Below are 24,847 nucleotides of genomic sequence, written 5' to 3'. Positions count from 1 at the left end.
TTGATATCACGATTTGCAGGGCAAAGCTGTGGCTTGTTTCCTGCAAAAACATTATAATTAAGTTTTAAATGATATTCCTTTATATACAGGGAGTGATCAATAAGACTTGTTTACGATGGGTGTAAAACACACACAATGAGTGTAAAACATACACAATAGATGTAAACCGGGATTATGAGATATATATGAAACCTCAAAAATTGTTAATTATATATACGATTTTGCTGCTGGCTGCTTTCGTTTTGCCAGCTGTTGCAAATGAACAGGGTATGGACATGGGAAATATGGATATGGGCGACATGCCTGCATCAGATCATGCAGCCACAACAAGTGAAGGCGGTCACTCCATGGAAGGACAGGTCAACTGGTCAGTCATAGCTTTGTTCCTCCTTGCCATAGTGGCTTTAGGATTTGTTGCATTCAACACCGGGAAGCTCAGTAAAATAAATTTCCTTAATAATCCTCAGATTAAATCCCTTTTAAAAAGCAAATGGTACCCATTGATATTTGTTTTGCCAACAATGTTAATATTTGGCATCCTTGTCATCCAGCTGTTTTTTGGACCTGAGGAAACAGCTCTTAATTTCGGCTCTGTAATGGTATGGATATTCCTGTGGCCAATCTTGCCGGTCCTGTTCCTTGTTTTCGGAAGATTATGGTGCTCAGTTTGTCCCATGTCACGAATCAGTGATGAAGTGCAAAGAAATGTGGGGATGCATAGGAAAGTTCCAAAATTCCTCCAGACTTATGGTGTCTGGATCATAATATTTGCTTTCCTGGTAATAACCTGGGTTGATTCAGTACTCGGGCTTGTGGAAAATCCAAGGAACACTGGCTATCTCCTGCTTTTCGTGTTCATCGGCGTAGTCCTTATGGGCGCAGTATATGAACGGAGAGCCTGGTGCCGCTATCTGTGTTTCCTGGGCGGCCTGTCAAGCAATTATTCCATGAGTTCGGCGCTGGAACTGCGGGCTGACAGCGAAAAATGCAAAGCCTGCAAGACTCCGACATGCTTTAAAGGAGACGGGAAGGTTGCAGGATGCTCAATGTTCGAGTATCCGAGAACAATGGATTCAAACAGGTTCTGCAATTTCTGCTCAAACTGCATAAAGACATGCCATTCTGATGCCATAAGAATAACGCCGCGACCTCCTACAAGTGAACTCTGGTTCATAAAGAAACCGCGGTTTGAAGAATCTTTCCTTGCAACAGCCCTTATCGGGATCGTGGTAGTCCAGACCGTAGTCATGCTTGAAGTATGGGGGCCGTTCATGGAATGGTTTGAAAGCACCACTGGCATCGCCAATTTCACAATTGCATGGACAATAATGTTTGCAGCAGCAATGGTAATAGCTCTCCTGTTAATGCTGGGTGCAAGTTTCATTTCGGGTATATTGCCGACAAAAACACAGAATACAAATGTAATCTCTGACTCATCTGCGCAATTGAACATTGATATGGACGTTCCTGCGGAAACAACACTTTCCAACTTCGTTCGCTATGGATATGCTCTTATCCCCCTGGGACTTGGAATACACCTTGCCCACAATGCAAAGCATTTCCTGGGTGAAGGCTTGTCTGTAATATATACCTCAGCTTCGCTTGTGGGATGGAATATTACAGGTGATCCATCGATCCTGAATATGCCCACGATTCAGATAATCCAGTATATCCTTTCGGTACTGGGAGTTCTGGGAAGTATTTACACAGCATACAAAATATCGCAGAATAATCCCAATTCGAAATCATCGGTTTTGCCTTATATAGTGCTGATGCTGATGTTCGGATTGATAGCCCTGTGGATGTACACCGTACCTATGGCAGCACGCGGCCATTAAATTGTCCTCTTTTTGAGGACATCTTTTTCATTCAAATCATTCCTGATTTTTGTACTAATATCTTTTCGGTAAGTTCCTTTCCAAGCGATTTCTCTTCCCCTGACACCATGATCAGAATCGGTCCCCCAAACGGAGAAATGCTCTTTATCTCAACCTCAACCTGGGGATATAATCCAAGGCTTCCCAGATACTGCAGCATCTCGGAGTTCTCCTCAAAAACGCTTATAATGACTCCTTTTTCATTTGCTTTGAGTTCTGAAAGTTTTACAGTGTTATCTTGAATTATCAACCCTTCTTTATCAGGTATCGGATAACCATGAGGGCATGTTTTGGGATTACCCAGTTTCTCTTCGATTTTTTCCTCCATTTCAGGACTTATATCGTGTTCAAGCCTGCATGCTTCTTCATGCACTTTATCCCATTTAAAACCCAGAATATCCGTAAGCAGACGCTCAGAAAGGCGATGTTTTCGTATCACTTTCCTGGCTTTTAGTTCACCTTCTCCTGTCAACACTACTCCTTTCTCAGCGTACTTCACAAGTCCCTTCTGTTCGAGCTGCTTTAGCATCTCTGAGACGGATGAAGGGCTTAACTCCAGGCGTTCTGCTAATTTCGAAGTGGTGGCGGATTCATGTATCTCCTGCAGTTTATATATATACTCCAGATATTCTTCTATCCTTGGGGATTCTTTTGTCATATATGATTTCAGTAGGCTTCTTGATGACTAATAGTTTACTTCACGGTGGGTATTTCACAGTGGGTACTTCACAGTGGGTACTTCACAGTGGGTACTTCACAGTGGGATATGTATTATCCTGTTTCTGAAATCCTAATGTGTGGTCTAAAATATTCCAGCATGGTATTAACCATTACTCCCATAGTTACCCAGAAAGTAAACATAACTCCAAGGCTCTCGACCCTGTATTTCCATAGTAAATCTGAAGGAATTGAAGGTATGCTGGAATTAGGAGGAAACAATAAGAAGGCAGTGATAATTATGACGACAAAGGCAATTGCTCCTGTTGAAAGCCCGGACATGGGATTATATTTCCGGGATAAATGTGAATAAATAATCCAGAAGGCTATTGAAGCAAGAATACCAGCAATGATCATAGCGATAAAGATGCTTTGCCTTGTCATCACAGATAGCGAGGTTTCCATGCCAGGCGGGTCAGGCGGCAAATAGAGAGAAGGGACAAGCACCGCTACTAAAAAACCGTTTAAAGCCATAATCAGACTTTTAAACTCAGCGTTTTTTACAGGAATCCTGTGTTGAACCATAGTATACACGAAAGTGAATATTATAGAATAGAGGATTCCAAGCATTATTGCTCCGGCGAATGTCCAGAAGTGAACAATATTTCGTGGAATTAATGGATGGGAATCAGGTATCTGGATTTCGTAAGTTTCTGCTTCCAATATGATTGGCGTCAGGAATAAAAGGAGAAGTCCTCCGAGAGCTGTGCCTGCAACCATACCTGTTACAATTCCTGCTTTCAGAATTGATAAGAAATCCAGTGAGCCTTTAATGGCAGGGGAAGCCTGCTGCGTGGCGTAGGTCATGAAATCCCTCGTGGAATGCTGGAAAGCTTTCAAAGTTTGAAAATCCTATTATATAAATCGCAATGGCGATGGTAAGAAAAATTATAGCAAGCTTTGCGAGCATTACATAGTCCAATTCATATCGATACTTATATCCATGCCTGTATTCACTAATCATTTCTGTCATTATTATACCTCAATTAACTTAGATGATCATGAAGGAGTAAAATATTTAACAATTCAAGCAATACTTGTTACCCATATGGCTAACGATATTTTTAAAGCACTCAGCAGTACTACGCGGTCGAAAATGCTGAGAATATTGGCTAAGAAAGAAATGCATATCACAGGTATTGCAAAAGAATTAAATCTCTCTGTTCCGGTAGTGGCTAAACATGCTAAGCTTCTGGAGAGGGCAAATCTAATTGAAATAAGGAAGTTTGGCAAAACACATGTGCTTGGCAGTAAAATAAAAAACATATACGGAATGCTTGATGAACTTGCCGACTCACACACGATTGATCTGCAAAAAGGTTCAAGTATTCTGGAAGCCCTGAGAAGAGTATCCGGGGTAGAATTAAAAACGGTTGGGGGCAAAGAGTTTGTTATGGCTATCGATGGAGAAGATGGGCTTTACCTCTATGAAGTTAACGGGAACTCACCAAATTCAACAACCGAGGATTTTAAGATAGAAAAAGACTGCACAATCGAATGGAAAAAATTAATTCCCGTAACGAGGAAGAAGATTATTGTCAAAATCAAATAGAAAGCGGATTACCTCCTGGCTTTCAGCTTTGAAATTGACATTTGACAGCAGCGTTTGAACTCCGAATTAATCATAAGGACCCAATACAATTAATACTTTACTTCACCGTGGGATATTCGTATTATTTTGTCCCCCATTTCTCCTATTTCAGGATTATGGGTCACGATCACAATCGTTCTTCCTTCGCTGTGGAGTTTCCTGAATATATCAAGAACTGCTTCCTCATTATTTTTATCAAGATTTCCTGTGGGCTCATCCGCTAATATAATCTGAGGCTGGTTGATAAGCGCCCTCGCTATGCACACGCGCTGCTGTTCCCCGCCGGAAAGCTGGGAGGACAGGTGATTCAGCCTGTGTTCCATCCCAATGTGGAATTGCTGGAAAACAAGACCGATGTTCTCGCGCCGAAAACGCGTTCTTTCCTTCTGGCCAGGCTTCGTTGTCTCAATTCCATTCACCAGCAAAGAGCCGCTTGTTGGTGAATCGAGGCATCCTATCAGGTTCAAATAACTATCAGTCCACGAAAATCCGGATTATCGGAGTTTTTGGGTCGTACTTGTAGAACTCATTCTGGACCTCTACATTTTTGGTTTTATTATTGCAGTTTACGAGAGCGAGAATTTTACCGATGATGAATTCTGCATCTTTTTCATTTTTGAGATTTATTCTTAATGCTTCTATCATGCCATCACCCCATAGCAGGGGATATACCTAACCCTAAAAACAGTCTTAACAGATAGGATAGGAGTTGGTCCGGGTTAGACATATCAGCCAGTAATTGTTTTGTTAACATATAAATCATTCGGTTTTACGAATTTATTATTTAGGATAACCTAATAAGGCATTTGTGTTAGGAACTTGTCCCTGATCCTGGCACTTACAAAGTCGATGATCAATACCACTGCCAGTGTTAGCAGAATTGCAGTTGTAAGTCGCTGGTACTGGAAAAGCTGGATGTAGTTCATCATGTAGAACCCTATGCCTCCGGCGCCTACAAAGCCAAGTATGGCAGAAGACCTGACATTGTATTCGAACATGAAGAAAAGCTGGCTCAGGATATGATTCATTGATTCAGGAATAATTACGAAGCGTATCTCCTTCAGACGGGATATTCCCGTTGCCCTGACAGCCCCGATGACTTCCTGGTCAACTGCCTCAAACGCTTCGTAGTAGAGCTTGCTCAGGTAGCCAACGGAATATATCGCAAGACCTAATGTTCCGGGAAGAGGCCCAAGGCCGAAAGCTACGACAAATATTATCGCCCACAGCAGCGCAGGTATGGTCCTTATAGCTCCGAGGACCAGCCTGACAAACGCGCTTATGCTTCTTCCCGATATGTTGCGGGCTCCAAGAAGTCCAAGAGGAAAAGCTGCAATAAATCCCAATATAGTGCCCATAAGAGCCATCCGGATGGTTTCGAATAATGAGTACAATAAAGTTCCGGCAACTCTGAAATCGGGCGGATAGAGGTCGCCTGAAAAAACGATGAGATTCTTACTTCCCGAGTAAATTTTCTCGGTGTCGAAAAATCCTATAGAATAAGCCAGATATAATACAATTCCTGAAAAAAGTACTTTACTAACTATATTAGGTGAATACATCCTTTACCTTATCCTGGTCAAGCTCCCCTGAACTTATCTCTCCAATCCTGGTCCCATTTTTCATGATCACAGTGGTTTCACTATAATCACGGGCCAGATTAATATCATGCGTTGCAATTATTAATGTAGTATCCTTTCCTTTTATTTTTATCATCATGTCCATTATCTCCCTGCCAGTTACAATATCAAGGTTAGAAACAAATTCATCTGCAAGAATAATCTCCGGTTCCTGCATCAATGCCCTGGCGATAGCTACTCTTTGCCTCTCCCCACCGCTTAAGGTATAGACTTTCATGCCAGCTTTGGGTGCAATGCCCACCATGTCCAAGTATTTCAAAGCAAGTTCCACTTCTTTTTTCGGGAACACTCCAAACAAGGTACCTGTAAATCCTATTCTGGAGTGGGCGCCTATAAGGACATTCTCAAGAGCTGTACGGCTTCGAACCAGGCCGAGCTGCTGCGGGATATAACCGACTTTATGTTTTTCAAGCTCCCCGGTGCTCCCTTTGATACGTACTGACCCGCTGCACGGTTCCAGGAGACGGGTGATTATCTTGAAAAGCGTGGTCTTTCCGGAACCGCTTGGCCCGATTAGAGCAATGCTCGCGCCGCGCTTTATCTTTAAGTCAATATTCTTAAGGGTGTGGTTGCCCCTGTCAGGTGCATACCACACATTGCGAAGCTCTACCGCATATTCTTCCATGTTATCCCAGTTTTTCCGTGAGTTTGTAGCCCGTAGCATTCAGGGCGGTGTTTAAACCTGCAAGATGCTCCTCATTGCTTGTTTTTTTGAATCCGACGAAAATCGCCGAAACCAATTTTCTCATAAGATCATTGTTTTCAGGTTCATTCAATTCCATGAAGGCATTTATCAGTTCTGACCTCAGAGGTTCTTCGAGGTTTTTGCCAAAAACCACGCCATGCGAAGGAATGGGACCCTGCGTCTCTATTATGCGGGTATTATCCATTATCTCCTTAAAGAGCGTCCCTGAGACATCCCCGGCTATCACGCCTACATCAGCCTGGCCCCGCTTCAGCGTATCCCATGCGGGACCATAGCCGCCAGGCGTAGCAACCGTGCCAAAGAATTCCTTCGGATCGGCTTCTTTTCCCGGGGCCGGTGTTGATATTAATCCTTTCTCAACCAGTTTTGCAACCGGGAACAGGTAGCCTGAAGTGGAGGTCAGGCTTGCATATACGGCTCTTTTTCCTCTCAAATCTTCCAGTTTTGTATAGCTGGAATTTTTCATGACAACATAGTATGAATAATAATAGGTCTGGTTTGTCTTTTCACCGTCTATTATGACCTCTCTTATTTCAGAGAGCACGACATCGGTTCCTGCCAGCTTTGCTGATGCAGCCATTGGCCAGGCGCTCATCAGGCCGACCTGGGCATGTCCGAACCTGAGAGATTCGACAACAGCAGAGTAGCTCATGGGTACATACACATCAATATCGGCATTTACCCTTGATTCCAGGAAATTTTCAAGTTCCTTTGCTTTGGGCATTATTTCTTCAGCTTGCTGCGTGGGCAGGATAGCTATGGTTATTTTTGGTCTGGTTTCCTGGGTTGTTGTCCCGGGCTGTTTTTGTTCAACTTGCTTTTCTTCTGGCGTAACGCAGCCAGATAAGAAGACCGCTGCTATGATTAATGCAGCAATTATTATCGTTTTTTTCATTTTTAACTCCTTTAATTCCTGAAAAGGTCAGCTTTTTCTTTGATATCCCCGGTTTTTATAACAATCTGTTCACCCTCAAGTGTGGAATTAAGAGGGATGGGATTGCATCCTCCACCCATTTCCAGGCTATCGCGATTAATGGGCGCGCCGCATCGCTTGCATATCAATTCGTCTCCTTCCTGTACATACCCTGCAGCGCCGCACAGGGCGCAGGCATCATAAGCTACGGCAACGCTCCCATCGCTCTTTGTCATAGCCAGGATCCTCACATTTGCTTCGCCTGAACTGCCATGCATCGGGCAGGCTTCGCCTGGTGCATGCTGCATATCGCAAACGTATTTATGCAGATTCCCGTCAGATGCGCTTGCTGCGGGGATCTTCACCATGCTTCCTGATGTGCTCACTTTTTCAGGCTTTGGATCTACCCCGGACGGTAGCGCAGATATCTGGGCGCTCACGAAAGCAAATATCAAAAATGCTGCTACTATACCCACTGTGGCTTTCCTGTTTCTCTCTTTACGCATGGCACCGAGCGCTTTTCTTTTTTCAATTCCTTCAATGCCCTCGGTGCTGATCTGCTTCCATGGTACCATCACAAACAACAGCACAAGGAAACCAAGCATTATTCCTGTGAATAGAATGGATGCAGACTCCTTCACCAGGGGACCTATTATACTCATTCCGGTCTGGTTCAGGTTTATAATTCCCACTTCCGACCATTCATGGATACCGCCGATTATCAACTGGAAGATTATTACGGCAAGCATCACGCCTGTTATCTTGAAAAATCTTCCGAGATCCATTCTCAGGCTGCCTTTAATGAACAGGTAGCCGAACATGACTGCCAGTGCCAGACCAGCGACACCTTCCAGTGCCGAGCCTATATTTGCCTCTTTTGCCGTTGCAGAGAGGAACAATACTATTTCTGCGCCTTCCCTGTATATCATAAAAAAAGTAAGTGCCAGCACACCAAGCGCCTGCGATTTATTAAGGGCACTTTCGACACCCTGCTCGATATCCTGTTTAATATGCCTGGAGGTGCGGTGCATCCATATCAGCATCGTTCCCAGGAAGAATGCTGCTATGAAAAACATGAGTCCTTCCATGAATTCACTCCATTCTGCCAGAAGCATCTGGATTGCTATTGCAGTTGCGATGCTTCCTGCTACGGCCGCAATGATTCCACCATACACATATTTTTTCAGCGCCTGTTTATTGGTCTTGCCAAGGTATGCAAGTATTATACCAATTACAAGCGCTGCTTCTATTCCTTCTCTTAAAGTAATTGTCAGTGTTTCAAACATGATTTCACCTTTATTAGGGTCACCTAATATCTTATGATGCAATAGTAGATATTAAGCATTTCGGTTATCCGAATATTATATTTTTAATAACCTTAATGACCAAAGGCAAAATCAGGGCGACCGCTAAACTCCAAATACCATTGCCAGCAGATTCCTTGCCCCCATTGAAAAACCAAGAACTATCAATGTCAGCGCCAGCATATACTTTTCATCGGTGTTCTTTTCTTTGGGGGAATCTTTTTCAAGCATCAGGATTATCAAAATGGACAGGACCAGGGACAGGGGGATCAATACAGCCCCTGTACCAACAAATGAGGTCAGGAATGAACTGAATGGATGCTTATTCGTATAACCCATCAGGTCTACACCGATGTATGTTGTAAAAGAATCAAGCAGGAATGAAAAGATCGCAAATGAATAGATCCGGCTTCTAAGATAGGTCATGCCGATCACAGGTGATATTCTTTTAACAATTTCTGTCAGAGCTACGGCTGGCACAAGAGCATAGACCAGTATGTTCAGATTCCAGCTTGAAGAGATATGGTATATTAAGATCATAACTCCTGCTAATGATAATATAAGGCCGGTAGTCGCATAAGCATGAATGTAATTCTCTATTTTTTTCTGCTTTTCAAGATACCTCGCAACGAGAAGAGTCCCGAAACATACTGCAAAAATCACAAAGAAAATAAGCGGCGTGATGAAAAAATATTTCACCGGCGGCTTTAAAATATCCGCATCCTCGATCACACGGAATACCGAACCCATAAAAATAAAAGGGATCGTGGCTATGACAAAGTCTTCATCGATCTTTATTTTCAGTTTATTCAGCAGTTTCGTAATAACAAATACACCCGCGAATAAAATAATGACATAAGTGATCATGTCAAAGTGATTATAGCTGGTATCGTTTACTATCCCTTCAATAAAATTCCGGTTTATGAAATCGACCAGGCTCATAATTATCCTCCGCAGAATCCATAGACAAATTCAACAATATCCCCATCATGTAATTCATGATCCATAATATTTTCCGGTGCGCAGGTGTTAATAAAAACCATGCAGGCATTTAACTGATCGCCAGCCAGGGTTGTTCTGTAAGCAGTCTCTATCCCCTTCTTTTTTCCAGCTTCAGTGATCCTGATATCTATTAACCGCAGCAAATCCCCAAGTTTAACTGCATCCGGGACTTCAAAAACATCTGAATTCCCGACCAATTCTTTCTGGGTAAAATCATAATTCACTTTTATTCTCAAGGTTGCCCCAGGGTCAATCTGCGAAATTCCATTCTCATCATTTTCAGAATGCCATCCAGCATATCAGCAACCTCAGGCAGCATTTTCAGAACTGTATAAGAAATCAGCATTAAGGCAAGCAATGAGCCTGCCTTTGTTATAAAATGCTCTGAAATATGGAAGCTCTCATCAGGTGTGCCAAACCAGCTTAATCCATAGGCTGAGGCAGTAAATGAGATTCTTATAATATTCAATGTGTAGATGATGGGCACTGAGATCAGAAAGGCCTGGAATTTTCTTTGGGTAGTCGCACCGGCAGCAGAAGAAATTATACCTGAGAACAGGGCGATACTTTCAATAGCTGTACAGGCAAGTATTATTTCAACATTAAGGCCATTGACCGCAATCTCATTCCATGCGGTCTGTGCAACAGGAAACCCGATTTTCCCCACAAGCCATACACCCTGCACTGTGACCGTTGAAATTATCCAGGTATTCAAAAACCCGACTTCTGCGAACATGAAATATATCAAACCGCCAACAGATGCAGCTCTTGATAATGAAATAAACACTTCATAGCCGCTTTTATCGATATTATCTTTCGCCTGGAAAGTCATATGTGCTATAAAGAGTGAGGTTGCGGTCGCGGCAATTACCAGGATGATATTGACATAATCTTTAAGATCAATATAACCTCCGAGCTGCCCTGACCAGTAGATTGAAAGGAATATCCAGCCAGCACCCCCGAAAATGAATCTTGAATTAAAGGACTTCGGAATGAACGATGCAATAATGAGAAGCCCCAGGGAGATCCAGAGAACTAAAGTTATAACATCACCTGACTTTCTGTATTTCTTGTCAGGAATGGCAAGAACATTGGCACCCGCCGCCTGTATTCTTCATATCTTTCACCGAAAGCCTCCATTGCTTCTTTTTCTTCTTTTTTTGCCAGCCTGTGATACATTAAAACAAGAACAGGCCACATTAAAAGCGTGATTATGGTCGGCCACTGGATAAGAAGGCCCACAGTTAATACTATCAGGCCAAGATACTGCGGATGCCGGACATACCTGTAAATGCCTCCGGTCACAAGTTCTCCGGATGAGGCGTGGATCATGCCCCAGCCTTTTGACATCAAAAATAATCCCAGGAATATAATTGCGCTGCTTGACACCATTACCAGTGCCCATGCAGCGTCCATACTCATAAAACCTGCCATGGAAATAAGAACTCCAAGGAGATGTCCCTGTGCATGTCCGAAAGAAAGATTCAGTCCGAAAAGTGAAGAGAGAACGTATATCGTAAGCGGGAAGCCGTACATTTCCGAGAACAGCGCTATTATGAATGCCTCGTATATCCCCAGGGTGCGCCAGTTCTGCTTCTTCAGCGGGGTAAGGAAACTGAGCACAAAGACCGAGAAAATCCCAATGCTAAAAAGTGTTGATTCCCAGTTGCCGTAAGCATACTCCGTAAATGTATGATGCCCGGAGCCTTCGATATTCGCGGGGTTTTCATAGCCAAGCAGCACTGATATGCCTTTAAATAGGGCTAAAGCCATGAGCGCAAGAAATCCAAATGAAATCAGGTTACTGAAGAATTTCTTCATGATGGTCCACCTATGTTTTTTACAGCTTCATCAATGAGCGTTGAACGATATGCTCTTTCCGGGTTGCTAAGAGCTATCCAGACCACCAGATCGTTTTTCGAGTAATAATAGTGATACTCGCCGCCGCCCTCGGTATAATAGATTTTCAAACCATTTAGTTCCAGTATTTCCGGAATTCCAAACATTCCCCCCATCCCTTTTGTCATATTCTCTACTTTTTCGGCTGCCCTCTTTTGCGTACCTGCTGAAGTTATGGATATTGTCGCCCTGTTACCTGCGCTGCTCCTGTATCGTGCTATGTGGGCCTGACCCGGGCTGACATTATCCTTTGCAGAGTGGGAATTCTGTATCTCACGAACTGCTACCTCACCTTCCCTGTGAAGTTTGAGTTCCATGTCGCCGAGTTTATCCGGAAAAAATGGCCTCTCATATAAGGATAAGAGTATTGCAGATGCAATTATAATTGCTATAAGAGCAGCTATTAAAAAAATACCATTTTTTCGTCTCTTCATTGCATTAAATCCGTTTTATTGCCTCTTTCACGAAGTTGAGTCTGTAAGATTCGTCCGGATTATCTACCTGTATCCAGATAACTTCCTTATCTTTGGCATAGAAGTAATGATACAGGCCAAGTTCAGGCTGTCCTGTCACAAAGTAAACCTTCATATCTTCTAAAGTCAAAGGCGTGGATTCGCTGAACATCCCTGTTTTTCCCACCCTGCTGTTCATAGCCTCAAGAAGCGAGGCTGCTTCTTCTTTGTTTTTGGATTCCGATACCCAGAATTTAGCTTTACTGGAAGATGCGCTCCTGTAATTCGCTATATAGGCATTCTCTATCTTCACATTTGCTCCGCGATGAAGATTCAGGACCTCCGTCATGGCTTCATCCCCATCCCTGAAAAGAGAAATGCTCATATCTCCCAGTTTTTCAGGGAAAATACCATATGGATTTTTCAATTGCGTCTGGACATACAGTAACGAGGTAATAGCTATTACGGCGATTATGAATACTGCAAGGTATATTTCGGATTTCTTTTTTCTCATTGCTCACCTATTTGATATTAATTACAGCCTCTTTTACCATCGCTACCTGATAGTCCATATCAGGGGAGTCGAAAATTATCCAGTAAACTCTCCCCATGTTGTAATTCATTTTAAAATAATAATAATTCATTACATTATTCTCTCTTATCATGTAAACATCAGGCTTGGTAAACTCCATGAATTCCAGTTTTTCAGGTTTCGTGAAGTTATCATTCATCATTCCCGGATCATTGTGCTCATTATGGGCGCTGGAACCCACGTCTCCTTCATGCTCTTCATGACCAGTTGAACCTCCAAGCATCGAGTTCATGGAACTGTAGGCATCGTTTGCAATATTATGGTCAGGGGCTTCGACTGCCCATATTCTCATTGTTCCCCGGTTGCTGCTGTACACTGCTGAATAAGCTTTCGCCAGTGGTATTTCCTTTATCCCTGACATATTCGATACCTGTTTTGCTACAACATCGCCAGTATCGAATCCTGTTAATGTCATATCCCCTAATTTCTCTGCAAAAATACTTTTCATGGCTGGCTGATATAGCAAGTACATCATCAGCGCGAAAGCCACGATAACGATAATATAAGCGTTTTTCTTCATATATTCCCTCATGATACTGATTTTTCTAAATTTGCAATAATTATTCTATCTTTTATTATGGCTCTTGCGATGTAGATACTTCCAGCTACATTGGCAAGCAGCCCGATAACTATTATGGTGTCTTTATACTGTATCAGGAAAGATGATGCTGCAAGGATCAAACCAATTGAGGGCAAAATATCACTCACATGGTGCAGGCAGCACGCGACCATCGTCAGAGATGAAGTGGCTGAACCTGCCATGCCCATTTTTTCGGTTCCTGCTACATTGCCGGTTGTAATATTCCGGTGGTATCTGAAAAGTGCCATCTGTACGCCGACTGCAAGAGGGATCAGGTACACAAATATCCCGTTGGTAAGAAATACCTCGTATCCTTTCTCAATTGAACCTTCGGCCAGGGAAGCAATCGAGATATTAAAAAGTACTACGAGTATCCCGATACCTGCCCCGAAAACAAAGGGATTTCTTAAATGAAGTTTGATTCTTTGTTTTAGAGACATATACTTACCTTACCATTTCAGGACTCTTTCTTTCACTCCTGCAACATCCTGGATAACGAGTTCAAAACCCGTGCTATCACCAAATTCCGGGAATTTCAGGGTGCCTTCAAAATGATGTCCTCCAATGCCTCCGTCCCATGATTCCGGTTTGATGATATTCCCTTTACTGTCACGTACATATGACAGCTCTGCCATATCATAGTCCAGCGAGCCTGAGTGTGTGTCAAGTTTAACATCAAAGGTATTGCTTCCAAGATATACAGCAGTGACAGTTACTCCTGCTTCTGAATTTACTTTCGTATCTGCTGAATCTGCTGTTGAGGTTTTATCTACAGTAGAAGTGGAACCCGCGGTTTTTTCGGCCTGGGGTCCATTGCCTGATAAACACCCGCTAACTGCTGTAATCAAGATCAAAAGTGCTATTATTCCTGATATTCTCATGTATGTTCCTCTTTTTTGTTTTCATCAATCCGGGTTTCAGGATTCTGCGTATCGTGTTTCATATTTTTCATCATGATTAGATGCATTATAGGGCAAAGTAACAGTATCCCAAAAGAAAGAATATTCTGCGAAACTCCTGCAACCCAGAGTATCCCCAGCAGCAAAAGCGGCATCATGCAGCCAAGCATCATAATTAATGTATGTCGGTGTCTGCTGAAAAAACTTCCATTCACTTTTTGGTTCCCTGTATCATTTTCCATTCATGCACCTCGAATTTATTATAAAATATTGATTACCAGATTACCAGAACTTCCACCAGGGTTTTTTCTCAACCATACCCACTGGTCCGCTTTTACTGTATTTTTCAGGCTCGGAATCAAATGCTTTCTTACATCCGGGCGCACAGAAATAATAGGTCTTACCATTATATTCTGATTTGTACTGTGCTGTATTTTCATCAACCTGCATTTTACAAATTGGGTCTGTCTGCATATTTTTATTTCTCCTTTTATGATTCTTATTAGATTCTTATTATATTTGTACTTTACGTTTGTTGTAAAGTAAGTATCTTAAACTGGCAGCGACGTATTTGTTCCAACACCCCTGCCTGAATACTTATCATCAATGATTTTCCTGACATCTTTCAGTGAATATCCCGTCATCAACATGTCCCTTGCCTCAAGTGTTATGTCGTTACACAGCTTGCATTCAGAAGCATGGGGCTCATAGCTGCCATCGGGCTTTATATAACAATCCTTCAGGCTCTTATGTGATAGTAGCTTATCCGAATGCTGCATGCCTGCGCATCCGCAATAACAGGCGAGATACATGACCTTATCCTGGTTCTGGGCTGCAAAAATATATGCCTCTGCTACACGCCCTGTTTTCTCGACGAAATCAGGAAGTTCAGGTTCCAGGAGTTTATTAGTATCACCGGATACTGGTTTTTCAATAACTGTTTTGTATAATATTTGTGAACTGCCGGACAGGGCGTAAATTATTATCAAGACCGCAGAGATCACAATCGCATAAAGGATGTATTTTGATTTCATTTTAATCTCCATATTATATTATCAATAGTATCACAAATCCCATAGCTACCATGAATGAACCCATCAACAGTTTTACTCTCATTTTGTTCCCTGACTGCCATATTATCATTTTATCTACAACAGTCCGGTTAGAGGAAGCAAGCAGAACTGCTACAAGAGGCACGATAAGCATCAGGTTATAGAGCAAAAGATACAATATGCCCTGGGTTAACGTTGATTGCAGTGACAACAATCCTATAACTGCAAGATATATGCCGCCACTGCACGGTACTGTACAAAGGCCCACAAGAACCCCGGCTCCGAATACGCCGGGCGCGGACGTTTTCCTGATCCAGTTATTTATTGTGGTATGCATACTTCCAGGTATTGCCAGGCTGAATCCACCTGGTATAAAGTAGTCCTTCATTATTACCACCCCAAGTACCATGGAAATAAGAGCCGCAGCCTTACCCACAGCATGTGTTGTGGAAAAGAAGGATATGGCGCTCAAAGCTCCCATACCGATTAACACATAGGTTACAAATATCCCGCTGATATAAATCGAACCCGCTTTCATTAACGCATACCTGTAATTTGCCTGCATCTGGAGCATGCCCATTGTAAAGGTTACAAAAAGCAGAAGGACTGCAAAAGCACAGGGATTAAAACCATCAATTAAGCCTGCCGTAAGGACAAGCGGAAGTGTTAATGTTTGCGGGTCTATCGCCATTATAGCTTCACCTTCAGGCAACTATCAGCGTCCCATGCATGCTCGGATTTTCTTTGCCTCCGCAACATGAATCGCAGTACCAGTGGTATTCTCCGGGTTTTGTGGGAGTGAATGTGAACACCTTCTGGCTTTCTGGTAAAACCGTGATATTCAGGTTTGACCTTACACTTTCCATACCTCCGGTAAGCATGAAGTTGTGGATGCCGCCGCCGTCTGTGTGCATCGAATTATCAGGATTGATCAGGTTTATGGTGACAGGCTGCCCTGCCTTTGCCCTGATTATATTGGGTTCAAAACCTGCCATTGTGATGGTCATTTTAATGGCATCTTTATCAACAGGTTCCAAGGCTGCTGATTTGCTCATGATCAAATATATCGCGCTGCTAAAAATCGCAATAACGATAAACATGAACAGAATGCTTTTGTATGGAAGTTTTTTCTCTTGCTTTCCTTTCGTTCCTTTATATTTCTTTAATTTTGACACTACTAATCCTCCCTATTTCATTCTATTTTATCTGTTTCATCCCCGTCTGAACAGGTCCGGACTGACTTTTGTTTTTTAAGTTATCGATATTAATAAAAATCCTGATGACTTTCTGCCTGTACTCTTCCATTAATTTCCTGTATTCTTCCGAATGTTCGGTTCCTGCATGTTTTTCAAATCCGTGAATTGTATTGAAAATTTTTCTTTTCTCAATCTCAAGTTCTTCAAGCGTGGGCTCTTTTTTTCTTCTCCATGATATTTTATCCCTGAAACAATAAATTAAGCCGGTTGATACCAGAAAGAACAATCCGATCCCTGCATATCGATAATCAGGCTCCTGTGCCAATTTTACCGGAATGCTGACATTCTCCCCGACCAGGAGATTATTAAAATTGACGACTTTGTATTCTTTTCCTGAAAGTGTCATAATCTCTGATTTTTCTTCGATATCCATTCCACTTGTTCTATCAATGAACATCGAAATAGAAGAGGTATTGTATATGGCGCTTTTATTGAACACATATTCTTTATCCTGGGGAATAAGTGTATATGATATCTTCATCTCGAAGTTTTCACCGGGCTTTATGGATTTCATCGGATCCATATACACTATTCCTTCATCCTGCACAAGGCAGCACTCCATTGCCTCGGTTTTTAAATTTTTAGCATCCATCGGGGTTGAAATGGCAAAGAAAGTATGGTTTTCCGTGCTGTAATATATCTCTTTACCCTCATTCCTGAATACGACTATCTCGGAAATATCAATTGAATTATTTTTACTGGATATGAAAATATGGTCAAGAGCGACACTTATATTGTCCATAGTTTCAGTTTTATTTCCATCTGTGGTTTTATCATCAACCCGGGCAGCAGCTATATTTATCAAAAATAATAACGCCATGAATATGGAAATGTATCCCCTTACAACGATTACCACTTATCCTCCTGAATTGGTGTATCCTCAGGAATATGGTTTACATTCTTATCTGAGTCCTCAATTTCAGAAACAAAATTCCTGTATTCTTCTTCAAACTGTTGTTCATACTTCTTTATATCAGGTATAATATCTATTCTTGTTTTTTTGGAAAAAATGTATCCAAGAAACACAAATAGAATTGCCAACGATACGCCGGCAACCACTAATGATGATGAAATCGTTTTCTCAGGATGCACCAGTATTTCTGTGCCATACTCTGCCTGAAGCGCTGAAAATATCTGCTTTTCTGAAAAACCTTTATCCTTCATTTGAGCAATCTCTTTTTTAACCTGTATTGCAGTCGAACAGTCACAGGTTGAAATAACCATGGCGCATTCACAGGGGCAAATAATGTCTGAGGCCATTCCTTCATCAGCCCGTGCCGGACCAATCGCCGATATCAGAAATATAGACAGCATAATCGCACCCTGTATTTTTATTTTCATCTCCGTATCCGTGCAGGCAATATTAAACAGAGATGCGGGTTTTTCCCGCGATCTCACACATATTTACTCATTGCGTTCGATATCATCTATTCTCTGTTCAATAATCTCCTTTAATTCTACCCTGTTTTCTCCTTCTTTTTCCCGGTCAAGCAGATTTTCCAGGATATCTATGTCACCTATATGCGCTATCGTTTTTTCAAGCGCTGTTACAGGCTGATCAAGATCAAGGTTTAACGCTGTTTCTTTTAATTGTTTCAGGACAAGCGTTGCATTTTCTTTATGGGCTTTCTTGAGTTCCTTATATTCTTTTTCCGCAATTTCTCCTGTATTGAATTTATTTTCAAGAGCAAGTATCGATTCAAATGATGCATTCTTTTCAACAATCAATTCATCGAATGACATTTCGGTGATATCTTTTCCTGGTACATGCTCTGATACAACATCCGGCTGCGAGATATCATCAACTGCTTCCAGAGGCTCGTCGATAGACGTTTTCATTGCCGGTACTACTTTAATAAGGCGTCTTTTTGGCTTTTTGCCAATTTTGTTTTTAAGGAATGGATATGAGACAGCCCCGATTAATACAATAGCAGCGATAGGAATCATATAATTGAAATCCTCATCGCTTCCTGTCTTTGAAGGAACATACCCGTTTATCCGGATCTCCAGTCCCTGCTCTCTTGGCACATTCGTGAAGGTTAAGACTTCGAATTCTTTTCCCTCCCTTGGTAGTACTTCCTTATTACCAAATTGGTTTTCTATTCCAAAACCGTTATTTTTGTCAGAAAGGATTGTGATGTATGAAGTATTGTAGATCATACCCTTAAAAAATATGTCTTTTGTTGATTCCGGATTAAAAATATATGATATCTGCGCACTATATGTTTCACCGGGCATTATAGGGTTCATGGGATCTATCCATGCTGAATCTTTCTCCCTTTGCAAACAGCACTCCATTGCATCTGTCTGGAACCTCGTTATACCCTCAGGAGTTGAAATGCCGACATATGCCCTGTCTTTACTGAAAAAGACTTTATCTCCCGTATTCAGGAATTCGACAAATTCATCAATTTTTATCCCGTTCGCTGCTTTTGAAAGTACGATGTGGTCGATACTCACTGTCAGGACATCCCCGTTTTTAGTGGATTCGTAAACTGTGATATTGGCTTTTTCTGATGCATTAACCTGTTTTGTGTATGGTACATCAGTATAATTCACCCCTAACAGGTAACTCTGCCCCGCATTGACACTGTTGAAGGAATATTTACCGTTCTTATCGGTGGTAGTATTCATTAATTCGATCCCGATCACATCCATGAGGCTTACAGGAATTCCTTCAAGGGTAGTATTTGCTTTCCTGACATATCCTTCTATTTTCTCTGATAGATTGAAATTCACAATTGCATTGCCCTGCAATCCGATATTTTCTCCGTATATTGTTCCATTATATGTCACATTTATCCTGTACATGCCATTATTAAGGTCAGTAAAGGCATAACTCCCTTCTTTATCAGTTGTTATATCCGAAAGCGGAATGAAGTTATATACTACACCTGTTTCAGCGCTCTGTGTGGTGTTTACCCTGCTCAGTTCAACTTTCTGGTCAGGAAGTTTTTTCCCGGAAGATACAACACTGCCGTTTATATTAGCAGCGGATGCTGCGCCTGTGAAAATAACAAGTATTATAAAAATTGATAATAGTTTATTCATTTTTGTCTTTCTCCTGCAAAAATTTTTCATATTCCAGTTCAAATTCTTCGTTCTCATCCATTCTCTTCTTGCTGATCTTATAAACAACAACCCCTCCCACGATCACACCAGCAGGAAGAGCGAGCCATACTATCCAGTCAAACCCTTCTTTCGGGGGCGTGGCAAGAACACCTTTTCCGTATTCTGCCATCAATTTATCATATATCTTTTTCTCGGAAAGGCCCTGGCCAAGCATTGCCCTGACCTTATCTTTTATTTCAAGCGAGCTCGGACACGTGCAATCGACAACGATCATAGTACAGCCTTCTTTATCCGGGCAGTTCAGGTTTGTAAATATCTCTTCCTCGGTCACTGCCAGTACCGGCACTGCAAATACAAGAAGAAGGAACCAAATTGAAACAACTTTATATATCATGTATACTCTCCGTAGATAATTTTTGAATGTTTTGATTTATATTTATATCATCAGATGCTATTTTTCTCCTTATCGGTACAACAGTTGACAGGCATATCACTATTCCCAGTATAAGCACGTGGAATCCACCCAGCCACATCAGGAACATCAATGGCATCACTTTGAGTTTAATAGTTGCACTATCAGCCGTTATGGCCTGGGCTGAGAAATACAGGTCATCAATGCCCACTGTATAAGCCATAGGTTTGACATTGGTGTTTTGCTGCTTTGAATAATAATACATGAGCGCCGTGGCTTTTGTCAAAATTCTCTCTCCGTTCTTATAAACATCAAAATATGCAGCCTGCACCTCCCTATTGTTTTGTGGATACTGGTCGATACTTGTGAGTTTGAAATCATAATCGCCCACGCTGTATGTGCCGCCGATCCTCATGTTAAATGTCCCATCCTGCGCATACACTACAGCACCTGCGGCTGACACGATTATCATAAGGATTCCAATATGGCACAGGTAGCCTCCAAAGGTACGGCGGTTGTTCATGAATGCCCTGTAAATATTCTTTAATACTCCTTTATCTTCCAGCTTTTTCTGCTTGTTCACTATCCTGGAAACATCCAGAAGATGGGTTGAGATGACAAGTAAACTGCCTACCACTGCGACCTGCGCATAGAAATCCCGTATTCCGATGGCAAAAGCGATTATCATTGCAATAACCGCTGCTGCAAGAGGCTTTGTAAAGTTTCGCTCAAGATGAGAAACAGATGCCTTCCTCCATGCTATGAGAGGACATATACCCATTAGAAATAGAAGCGCTATACCAAGAGGTACATTTACCTGGTTGTAGAAACTCGGCCCAACCATCACCTTATAGCCGCGGAATGCTTCAGAAAGGAGAGGATATGAGGTTCCCCACAACACTGATACTGTAGAGGCCATGAATATCCAGTTATTATATAGAAAACTCGCTTCACGGGATACAAGAGATTCCAGGATTTTCTTGCTTTTTATCGTATTGTATTTCCATGCCACAAGAGCCAGGGAGACTGCAAGTACTACGATCATGTAGTTGATATAATAAGGAGCGGTCACAGACTGCCCGAAAGTATGGACAGAAGCGATTATACCGCTCCGGGTAAGGAGCGTACCATAAACCGTAAGCTCCCATGTGAAAAGGATGAGAAGGATATTCCAGAACTTCATCCCGCCCTTACGTTCCTGTATCATAGTGCTGTGGTAGAATGCGGTCATAGTTAGCCAGGGAAGGAATGAAGCGTTCTCAACAGGATCCCAGCCCCAGAACCCGCCCCAGTTGAGCACCGTATATGCCCACCAGCTCCCGAACATGTTGCCAAGAGCCAGTCCAAGCCATGCCCAGAGCGCCCAGCGGCGCGCGCGATATGTCCATGTATCATCTGTAAGATATATCCCCGCGATCATCAGGGCGAATGGGATCAATACCCCGGCATAACCCCAGAAAAGCGTAGGAGGATGGAAAAACATTCCGGGATCTTGGAGTATGGGATTTAAGCCATTCCCATCCGCTGGCATGAAGTCAAGCATCCTGAATGGACGCGAGACTGTAAGTAACATATAGAAGAAATAAGAAAGAGTGGCAAGAATTATGACCATAGCATGTCTCATCAGATTATCGTAGGATTTTCCCCGGACTGCTATCATAGCAATATAGATCGAAATAAGCCATGCCCAGAGCAGTAATGAACCGTCAGCTCCTGCCCAGAAAGCTGAGATCGTATATAACATGGGAAGGTCAAGACTGCTGTACAATGCCACATACTCATACTGGAAGTTGCGGTTAATAAACAGATTAAAAAGCCAGATTGAAGCAATAGTGGTCAGCACCCCGATGCCGATTATGGCGATCCTGCCGCTGTCGATAAGCTCATTTTTCTTTTTCCATATCCCGATTATATGCGCAACGAGTGCGTATACGGTCAATAACAGTGCGATAATTAATGTTGTTTCACCTAATTCCATTTTTTTTCTCCTTTTTATGTTTCGTTATGATCTCCGTGATCAAGATCACCGCCATATTTGGAAGGACATTTTGTAACGACCTGGGTTGCCTCGAAAGTACCATTTACGTAAATTCCTGTTACAACTGCCGGGATCCCCTCTTTATAATTTCCCGGCATTCCCTGGTTTGATACGACAGTGATTGAAGAATTCTTATCCACAAGTTTAAATGTCAGTAAGGCTTTTTCCGGCACCCAGACCGTCGATCCCTTCAGTATGGTGCCATTAACATTTACGATTTTACCATCCAATGTATCAGCTTTCTGAACAAACTCATCCACTTCATAGTAAAATGAGAGCGCGTTACTGAAACTTTGCACTCCAAGAAATAATATAAGTATAACTACTATCCCGACACCAAGCATGTTTCTTTGTTTCCGGTTCATGTTTCACATCTCATTTACTCATAATCATCTACTTTACAATGGGTGTAAAGTATATTTATAGTTTACGGTGGGTGTAAAGAGGTGGCTGTGACCGGGGGTGGAAAAAGTATAGGATAGTTTTCCGGTCACTATTATCTAAAAGGATGTGCTTTTTAATGTGGGTTGTGCTTTAAAAATACAAATAAAAGTATGTTTTTCCTTTAAAAGTTCGAAATATATTTTCTTATTCTGTTTTCCAGCAGTTCTATGATGATAGCTTTGTTAGTGGTTATATGGGTTTTAGCGCCATATCCTTAATAAGTTTAATATCATAAGTAACTCACTAAAATAAGAGGGATTTTAGAGCAATGACTGATCCAGAAAAAATCCAATTCATCATACAGGCATATAAAAATGATCCCGAAAGCGTATACAACACCTGGTTCATTAACAATGAAGCACGGCTAAAAGCCTTTGGAGCAATACGTAGAGGCGTTGAACAGGTCATAAAGGATATTAAAGAAGATATTTTCCCTAACGATTTTAAGGGTTCCTCCCTTGAAGTAGTCCTGAATGCCATAACAGAACAAAAGCAGGTCTTTGAAGGAGCAGCACACCCATTCTACTGGAAACCAAAACTCAGGATCCCTGATATTTATGAGAACGATGCAAATAAAATTTTTTTTGGCCAATTCCTGGAATCATGCCTTAAAACAAATGAGGAACAGATCATTAAAGAGATAATTAAATTATCCCATCAAAATATTAAAGGGCTGGGTCCTTCAGTAGCAAACATACTTTACTTTATTCATCCAACAATTATCCCGCCATTTAACACAGCGGTAGTGAAGGGATATAACTTATTATTTAAAGATAAGAAAAACTTGGGCTCATGGGATGATTATTTGGAAATGAGGGACACAATCCTGAGGGTCAATAATCAATTTAAGAATTTACTATCAAAGGACCTGGGAGCAATCACGGGTTTGTTTTTTGATATTGGCATAGGGAAAATAGTTATTGAAGAAAATGTTCAGGTAATCCTGGAAAAAGAGGATAAAAAGAGAGAAAAATTAATCCAGAAAAGACATCAAGATGTACAGATTGAGGTAGAAGAAGAGCATACACATACAAAAATCCAATATTTATTGATGAAGATCGGAAAATCCCTTGGATACGATGTTGTTGTAGCCTCCAATGATAGGGCGAAATCGTACAACGACGAAAGCTTTTCATTTATTTCTTTACCCGAACTTCCAGAAATAGAAATTGGAAATGAAATAAAGAAAACTATAGCTCTAATTGATGTGATCTGGTTTGAGAAAGGAACAAATAAATTTGTGAGCGCCTACGAAGTAGAGAAAAGCACATCGATATATTCTGGCATTCTGCGCCTTACCGATTTAGCACTTACACTTTCGAAATCCGAAAAGGTATCACTATATCTGGTTGCACCCGATCAAAGAGAAAAAGAAATAATCGCCCAATTAAAAAGACCGGCTCTCATGACACAGAATGGGATTAAAATAGCATATATTTTATTTTCCGAACTCTGCACGCATTGTGATTCTATCCGCAAGCTCGGCGAGGATCATACTATCATGGATAAGGTGGCAAGGTCATTGTGAAATATTAAACAAACGATAGGTAGATTATCTTATACTTTGCCCACTATAAGGTAAGTGAAAATTCTGGAATAATTGTATTATTATCGATTATGATTTTGGTCTTCATAGTTTATGATTGGAAACAAAAAGTATCACATCATTCCTTTCGTATCTGTGCGGCCTGAACCCATCATTGAACCCATGCCAGATTCCATACCTCCACAATGACTCTCGCCGACTGTATTATTATTTTCCTCAGTTGGCTTTTTATTACCCATCATTTCATTACAATCCTTTGCGCCTTTCATCATATTTTCACAGGCGCCGGACTGCATCATCTGCTCAGGGCAGTTCTGTGGCATATCTTTCATTATTTCAGGAGTGCATTCAAGATTTTCCGGATCTTTTTTATTCTCACTTGAATTCTGAGCAAGCGCGACAGCGGCGCCAAATACCATAATTGTAGCCATGATTCCAATAATCAGAACAGTATTCCTTTTCATATTCATCCTCTTGTAAAATAGGATATTGCCACAACTATTATGACCATCAACACAATGTGTACTAACATATCTTTCATTCCGCCGCCGCAGCAACCGCCACTATGTTGTTGTTCTTTTACGACAGAATTTTTTTCAGTGCCTGTTTGTTCCTGTTTTATTTCTTTGTCTGTTTCTTTCGGTTTACTTGGTCCACAGCAATCCATTTTTAATTCTCCTTTATTAATTTTTAAATATCATATGTTATATATGTTATGTAAAGTCAATATTAATGGTCATTTTGCTTTAAATTTCAAACTCACCTTTCAAAGATGATCGAAAATCCGCTATCTATTGCCCATATGTGTGTTAGCCTAACAAACGGTTAGTCCTATGCTTATCGTTTTTTAAAATT

33 protein-coding genes are annotated in these 24,847 nt (G+C 41.5%); 3 read left to right on the top strand and 30 right to left on the bottom strand.

Annotation, left to right across the window (positions count from 1 at the left end):
• The first annotated feature begins 347 nt into the window (after positions 1-347).
• The gene (locus FIB07_11745; protein NJD53527.1) at positions 348-1,838 is read left to right on the top strand and encodes a 4Fe-4S binding protein; all 1,491 of its coding nucleotides are present in this window, start codon (positions 348-350) and stop codon (positions 1,836-1,838) included.
• A 31-nt stretch (positions 1,839-1,869) separates the two neighbouring features.
• Here FIB07_11745 and FIB07_11740 read toward each other — a convergent pair whose 3' ends face one another.
• The 3 genes from FIB07_11740 to FIB07_11730 all read right to left on the bottom strand — a co-directional run bounded on the left by FIB07_11740 (position 1,870) and on the right by FIB07_11730 (position 3,504).
• Entirely contained in the window at positions 1,870-2,535 is a 666-nt protein-coding gene (locus FIB07_11740; protein ID NJD53526.1) for a metal-dependent transcriptional regulator, read from the bottom strand.
• Positions 2,536-2,648: 113 nt separating this feature from the next.
• Complete coding sequence (locus FIB07_11735) at positions 2,649-3,401, bottom strand: CbtA family protein (GenBank protein NJD53525.1); 753 nt, start codon at positions 3,399-3,401, stop codon at positions 2,649-2,651.
• Positions 3,364-3,504: a CbtB-domain containing protein gene (locus FIB07_11730; protein ID NJD53524.1), complete on the bottom strand. Its 141-nt coding sequence runs from the start codon at positions 3,502-3,504 to the stop codon at positions 3,364-3,366. Before FIB07_11730 ends, FIB07_11735 begins: the two co-directional genes overlap by 38 nt.
• A gap of 33 nt (positions 3,505-3,537) precedes the next feature.
• On the opposite strand from FIB07_11730, the gene FIB07_11725 reads away from it, so the two are divergent.
• The gene (locus tag FIB07_11725) at positions 3,538-4,146 is read left to right on the top strand and encodes a helix-turn-helix domain-containing protein (protein ID NJD53523.1); all 609 of its coding nucleotides are present in this window, start codon (positions 3,538-3,540) and stop codon (positions 4,144-4,146) included.
• Between the two features lie 89 nt (positions 4,147-4,235).
• On the opposite strand, the gene FIB07_11720 is transcribed toward FIB07_11725, so the two are convergent.
• The 25 genes from FIB07_11720 to FIB07_11600 form a co-directional block, all read right to left on the bottom strand.
• Positions 4,236-4,652: an ATP-binding cassette domain-containing protein gene (locus tag FIB07_11720; protein NJD53522.1), complete on the bottom strand. Its 417-nt coding sequence runs from the start codon at positions 4,650-4,652 to the stop codon at positions 4,236-4,238.
• Positions 4,653-4,979: 327 nt separating this feature from the next.
• A complete protein-coding gene (gene phnE / locus FIB07_11715; protein NJD53521.1) occupies positions 4,980-5,747 on the bottom strand; it encodes a phosphonate ABC transporter, permease protein PhnE in 768 nt (255 codons plus the stop codon).
• Positions 5,734-6,489 carry an ATP-binding cassette domain-containing protein gene (locus FIB07_11710; GenBank protein ID NJD53520.1) on the bottom strand — a complete coding sequence of 252 codons (756 nt, stop codon included), beginning with the start codon at positions 6,487-6,489 and terminating at the stop codon, positions 5,734-5,736. Before FIB07_11710 ends, phnE begins: the two co-directional genes overlap by 14 nt.
• Positions 6,452-7,426, bottom strand: coding sequence for a phosphate/phosphite/phosphonate ABC transporter substrate-binding protein (phnD, locus tag FIB07_11705; protein ID NJD53519.1), 975 nt, complete (start codon positions 7,424-7,426; stop codon positions 6,452-6,454). The genes FIB07_11710 and phnD overlap by 38 nt, the downstream gene beginning before the upstream one ends.
• A gap of 11 nt (positions 7,427-7,437) precedes the next feature.
• On the bottom strand, positions 7,438-8,730 hold the full coding sequence (locus tag FIB07_11700) for a DUF2318 domain-containing protein (GenBank protein ID NJD53518.1): 1,293 nt from the start codon (positions 8,728-8,730) through the stop codon (positions 7,438-7,440).
• 123 nt (positions 8,731-8,853) lie between these two features.
• On the bottom strand, positions 8,854-9,690 hold the full coding sequence (locus FIB07_11695; protein NJD53517.1) for a DUF63 family protein: 837 nt from the start codon (positions 9,688-9,690) through the stop codon (positions 8,854-8,856).
• 2 nt (positions 9,691-9,692) lie between these two features.
• Complete coding sequence (locus FIB07_11690; GenBank protein NJD53516.1) at positions 9,693-9,986, bottom strand: MoaD/ThiS family protein; 294 nt, start codon at positions 9,984-9,986, stop codon at positions 9,693-9,695.
• Positions 9,983-10,861 carry an archaeosortase A gene (gene artA, locus FIB07_11685; GenBank protein ID NJD53515.1) on the bottom strand — a complete coding sequence of 293 codons (879 nt, stop codon included), beginning with the start codon at positions 10,859-10,861 and terminating at the stop codon, positions 9,983-9,985. The genes FIB07_11690 and artA overlap by 4 nt, the downstream gene beginning before the upstream one ends.
• Positions 10,792-11,523, bottom strand: a complete 732-nt coding sequence (locus tag FIB07_11680; GenBank protein ID NJD53514.1) for an isoprenylcysteine carboxylmethyltransferase family protein — start codon at positions 11,521-11,523, stop codon at positions 10,792-10,794. Before FIB07_11680 ends, artA begins: the two co-directional genes overlap by 70 nt.
• A 44-nt stretch (positions 11,524-11,567) precedes the next feature.
• Positions 11,568-12,083, bottom strand: a complete 516-nt coding sequence (locus FIB07_11675) for a hypothetical protein (GenBank protein ID NJD53513.1) — start codon at positions 12,081-12,083, stop codon at positions 11,568-11,570.
• Between the two features lie 4 nt (positions 12,084-12,087).
• Entirely contained in the window at positions 12,088-12,615 is a 528-nt protein-coding gene (locus FIB07_11670) for a hypothetical protein (protein NJD53512.1), read from the bottom strand.
• Between the two features lie 7 nt (positions 12,616-12,622).
• Positions 12,623-13,213, bottom strand: coding sequence for a hypothetical protein (locus tag FIB07_11665; GenBank protein NJD53511.1), 591 nt, complete (start codon positions 13,211-13,213; stop codon positions 12,623-12,625).
• An 8-nt stretch (positions 13,214-13,221) separates the two neighbouring features.
• On the bottom strand, positions 13,222-13,713 hold the full coding sequence (locus FIB07_11660) for a hypothetical protein (GenBank protein ID NJD53510.1): 492 nt from the start codon (positions 13,711-13,713) through the stop codon (positions 13,222-13,224).
• Positions 13,714-13,722: 9 nt separating this feature from the next.
• Positions 13,723-14,154 carry a hypothetical protein gene (locus FIB07_11655; GenBank protein NJD53509.1) on the bottom strand — a complete coding sequence of 144 codons (432 nt, stop codon included), beginning with the start codon at positions 14,152-14,154 and terminating at the stop codon, positions 13,723-13,725.
• Complete coding sequence (locus FIB07_11650; GenBank protein NJD53508.1) at positions 14,151-14,414, bottom strand: DUF2933 domain-containing protein; 264 nt, start codon at positions 14,412-14,414, stop codon at positions 14,151-14,153. The genes FIB07_11655 and FIB07_11650 overlap by 4 nt, the downstream gene beginning before the upstream one ends.
• A 40-nt stretch (positions 14,415-14,454) precedes the next feature.
• A complete protein-coding gene (locus FIB07_11645) occupies positions 14,455-14,646 on the bottom strand; it encodes a YHS domain-containing protein (GenBank protein NJD53507.1) in 192 nt (63 codons plus the stop codon).
• Positions 14,647-14,723: 77 nt separating this feature from the next.
• Positions 14,724-15,218, bottom strand: a complete 495-nt coding sequence (locus tag FIB07_11640) for a hypothetical protein (GenBank protein NJD53506.1) — start codon at positions 15,216-15,218, stop codon at positions 14,724-14,726.
• Position 15,219: 1 nt separating this feature from the next.
• Positions 15,220-15,915: a hypothetical protein gene (locus FIB07_11635; GenBank protein NJD53505.1), complete on the bottom strand. Its 696-nt coding sequence runs from the start codon at positions 15,913-15,915 to the stop codon at positions 15,220-15,222.
• Positions 15,916-15,928: 13 nt separating this feature from the next.
• Entirely contained in the window at positions 15,929-16,399 is a 471-nt protein-coding gene (locus FIB07_11630) for a cupredoxin domain-containing protein (GenBank protein NJD53504.1), read from the bottom strand.
• A gap of 22 nt (positions 16,400-16,421) precedes the next feature.
• Positions 16,422-17,336 (bottom strand): hypothetical protein, encoded by a 915-nt coding sequence (locus FIB07_11625; protein NJD53503.1) that lies wholly within the window; start codon positions 17,334-17,336, stop codon positions 16,422-16,424.
• Positions 17,330-17,821, bottom strand: a complete 492-nt coding sequence (locus tag FIB07_11620; GenBank protein NJD53502.1) for a hypothetical protein — start codon at positions 17,819-17,821, stop codon at positions 17,330-17,332. Before FIB07_11620 ends, FIB07_11625 begins: the two co-directional genes overlap by 7 nt.
• 63 nt (positions 17,822-17,884) lie before the next feature.
• Positions 17,885-19,588, bottom strand: a complete 1,704-nt coding sequence (locus tag FIB07_11615; GenBank protein ID NJD53501.1) for a hypothetical protein — start codon at positions 19,586-19,588, stop codon at positions 17,885-17,887.
• Positions 19,524-19,946 (bottom strand): hypothetical protein, encoded by a 423-nt coding sequence (locus tag FIB07_11610; GenBank protein ID NJD53500.1) that lies wholly within the window; start codon positions 19,944-19,946, stop codon positions 19,524-19,526. Before FIB07_11610 ends, FIB07_11615 begins: the two co-directional genes overlap by 65 nt.
• Positions 19,936-21,942, bottom strand: coding sequence for a heme lyase CcmF/NrfE family subunit (locus FIB07_11605; protein NJD53499.1), 2,007 nt, complete (start codon positions 21,940-21,942; stop codon positions 19,936-19,938). The genes FIB07_11610 and FIB07_11605 overlap by 11 nt, the downstream gene beginning before the upstream one ends.
• A gap of 14 nt (positions 21,943-21,956) precedes the next feature.
• Positions 21,957-22,367 carry a cytochrome c maturation protein CcmE gene (locus tag FIB07_11600; GenBank protein ID NJD53498.1) on the bottom strand — a complete coding sequence of 137 codons (411 nt, stop codon included), beginning with the start codon at positions 22,365-22,367 and terminating at the stop codon, positions 21,957-21,959.
• A 347-nt stretch (positions 22,368-22,714) separates the two neighbouring features.
• Here FIB07_11600 and FIB07_11595 point away from each other — a divergent pair, with 347 nt between their 5' ends.
• Positions 22,715-23,974 carry a hypothetical protein gene (locus FIB07_11595; GenBank protein ID NJD53497.1) on the top strand — a complete coding sequence of 420 codons (1,260 nt, stop codon included), beginning with the start codon at positions 22,715-22,717 and terminating at the stop codon, positions 23,972-23,974.
• Positions 23,975-24,105: 131 nt separating this feature from the next.
• Here FIB07_11595 and FIB07_11590 read toward each other — a convergent pair whose 3' ends face one another.
• A complete protein-coding gene (locus tag FIB07_11590) occupies positions 24,106-24,456 on the bottom strand; it encodes a hypothetical protein (GenBank protein NJD53496.1) in 351 nt (116 codons plus the stop codon).
• A gap of 2 nt (positions 24,457-24,458) precedes the next feature.
• On the bottom strand, positions 24,459-24,659 hold the full coding sequence (locus FIB07_11585) for a hypothetical protein (GenBank protein ID NJD53495.1): 201 nt from the start codon (positions 24,657-24,659) through the stop codon (positions 24,459-24,461).
• Between the last annotated feature and the right edge of the window lie 188 nt (positions 24,660-24,847).

It is taken from the genome of Candidatus Methanoperedens sp. (genome assembly GCA_012026795.1).
GTDB lineage: Archaea > Halobacteriota > Methanosarcinia > Methanosarcinales > Methanoperedenaceae > Methanoperedens.
The sequence above is the reverse complement of the archived record's forward strand: the minus strand, read 5'-3'. Positions and strand labels throughout refer to the sequence as shown.

What these genes read in the sequence shown, in the direction of transcription:
- FIB07_11745 (NJD53527.1), top strand. Translation starts at nt 348, where the DNA reads ATGGAAGGACAGGTCAACTGGTCAGTCATAGCTTTGTTCCTCCTTGCC.
- FIB07_11740 (NJD53526.1), bottom strand. Translation starts at nt 2,535, where the DNA reads ATGACAAAAGAATCCCCAAGGATAGAAGAATATCTGGAGTATATATAT.
- FIB07_11735 (NJD53525.1), bottom strand. Translation starts at nt 3,401, where the DNA reads ATGACCTACGCCACGCAGCAGGCTTCCCCTGCCATTAAAGGCTCACTG.
- FIB07_11730 (NJD53524.1), bottom strand. Translation starts at nt 3,504, where the DNA reads ATGCTCGCAAAGCTTGCTATAATTTTTCTTACCATCGCCATTGCGATT.
- FIB07_11725 (NJD53523.1), top strand. Translation starts at nt 3,538, where the DNA reads ATGCCTGTATTCACTAATCATTTCTGTCATTATTATACCTCAATTAAC.
- phnE (NJD53521.1), bottom strand. Translation starts at nt 5,747, where the DNA reads ATGTATTCACCTAATATAGTTAGTAAAGTACTTTTTTCAGGAATTGTA.
- FIB07_11710 (NJD53520.1), bottom strand. Translation starts at nt 6,489, where the DNA reads ATGCTACGGGCTACAAACTCACGGAAAAACTGGGATAACATGGAAGAA.
- phnD (NJD53519.1), bottom strand. Translation starts at nt 7,426, where the DNA reads ATGAAAAAAACGATAATAATTGCTGCATTAATCATAGCAGCGGTCTTC.
- FIB07_11700 (NJD53518.1), bottom strand. Translation starts at nt 8,730, where the DNA reads ATGTTTGAAACACTGACAATTACTTTAAGAGAAGGAATAGAAGCAGCG.
- FIB07_11695 (NJD53517.1), bottom strand. Translation starts at nt 9,690, where the DNA reads ATGAGCCTGGTCGATTTCATAAACCGGAATTTTATTGAAGGGATAGTA.
- FIB07_11680 (NJD53514.1), bottom strand. Translation starts at nt 11,523, where the DNA reads ATGGCTTTAGCCCTATTTAAAGGCATATCAGTGCTGCTTGGCTATGAA.
- FIB07_11675 (NJD53513.1), bottom strand. Translation starts at nt 12,083, where the DNA reads ATGAAGAGACGAAAAAATGGTATTTTTTTAATAGCTGCTCTTATAGCA.
- FIB07_11670 (NJD53512.1), bottom strand. Translation starts at nt 12,615, where the DNA reads ATGAGAAAAAAGAAATCCGAAATATACCTTGCAGTATTCATAATCGCC.
- FIB07_11665 (NJD53511.1), bottom strand. Translation starts at nt 13,213, where the DNA reads ATGAAGAAAAACGCTTATATTATCGTTATCGTGGCTTTCGCGCTGATG.
- FIB07_11660 (NJD53510.1), bottom strand. Translation starts at nt 13,713, where the DNA reads ATGTCTCTAAAACAAAGAATCAAACTTCATTTAAGAAATCCCTTTGTT.
- FIB07_11655 (NJD53509.1), bottom strand. Translation starts at nt 14,154, where the DNA reads ATGAGAATATCAGGAATAATAGCACTTTTGATCTTGATTACAGCAGTT.
- FIB07_11650 (NJD53508.1), bottom strand. Translation starts at nt 14,414, where the DNA reads ATGGAAAATGATACAGGGAACCAAAAAGTGAATGGAAGTTTTTTCAGC.
- FIB07_11645 (NJD53507.1), bottom strand. Translation starts at nt 14,646, where the DNA reads ATGCAGACAGACCCAATTTGTAAAATGCAGGTTGATGAAAATACAGCA.
- FIB07_11640 (NJD53506.1), bottom strand. Translation starts at nt 15,218, where the DNA reads ATGGAGATTAAAATGAAATCAAAATACATCCTTTATGCGATTGTGATC.
- FIB07_11635 (NJD53505.1), bottom strand. Translation starts at nt 15,915, where the DNA reads ATGGCGATAGACCCGCAAACATTAACACTTCCGCTTGTCCTTACGGCA.
- FIB07_11620 (NJD53502.1), bottom strand. Translation starts at nt 17,821, where the DNA reads ATGAAAATAAAAATACAGGGTGCGATTATGCTGTCTATATTTCTGATA.
- FIB07_11615 (NJD53501.1), bottom strand. Translation starts at nt 19,588, where the DNA reads ATGAGAACGAAGAATTTGAACTGGAATATGAAAAATTTTTGCAGGAGA.
- FIB07_11610 (NJD53500.1), bottom strand. Translation starts at nt 19,946, where the DNA reads ATGATATATAAAGTTGTTTCAATTTGGTTCCTTCTTCTTGTATTTGCA.
- FIB07_11605 (NJD53499.1), bottom strand. Translation starts at nt 21,942, where the DNA reads ATGGAATTAGGTGAAACAACATTAATTATCGCACTGTTATTGACCGTA.
- FIB07_11600 (NJD53498.1), bottom strand. Translation starts at nt 22,367, where the DNA reads ATGAACCGGAAACAAAGAAACATGCTTGGTGTCGGGATAGTAGTTATA.
- FIB07_11595 (NJD53497.1), top strand. Translation starts at nt 22,715, where the DNA reads ATGACTGATCCAGAAAAAATCCAATTCATCATACAGGCATATAAAAAT.
- FIB07_11590 (NJD53496.1), bottom strand. Translation starts at nt 24,456, where the DNA reads ATGAAAAGGAATACTGTTCTGATTATTGGAATCATGGCTACAATTATG.
- FIB07_11585 (NJD53495.1), bottom strand. Translation starts at nt 24,659, where the DNA reads ATGGATTGCTGTGGACCAAGTAAACCGAAAGAAACAGACAAAGAAATA.